Raw genomic sequence first — 242 nt, 5'->3', positions numbered from 1 at the left:
GGTCGAGCGCATAAAGCCATCAGCTTTATCAGCCAATTATATAAACTGGAAACCCACGCTAAAAACAAACAGTTATCTCCTCAAGCGCGGTATCAGTTACGACAAGAAAAAGCCTTACCCATATTAATGCACTTTAAAGCGTGGCTTGATGAAGCCGAAGGTAAAGTAACGGCGGGGAGTTATATTGGCAAAGCGATAAAATACACGCTTAATCAATGGCCGAAATTAATGCGGTATAGTGA

Annotated in this window: 1 protein-coding gene; it reads left to right on the top strand. The window is 41.7% G+C overall.

From position 1 onward, the window contains the following. A partial coding sequence (locus AAEY78_RS14715) for an IS66 family transposase (protein ID WP_352340214.1) occupies window positions 1-242 on the top strand: 242 nt, incomplete at both ends.

The sequence above is a fragment of the Psychrobacter sp. 16-MNA-CIBAN-0192 genome (genome assembly GCF_040309565.1).
In the GTDB taxonomy this organism is placed as follows: Bacteria; Pseudomonadota; Gammaproteobacteria; order Pseudomonadales; family Moraxellaceae; genus Psychrobacter.
The sequence above is the reverse complement of the archived record's forward strand: the minus strand, read 5'-3'. Positions and strand labels throughout refer to the sequence as shown.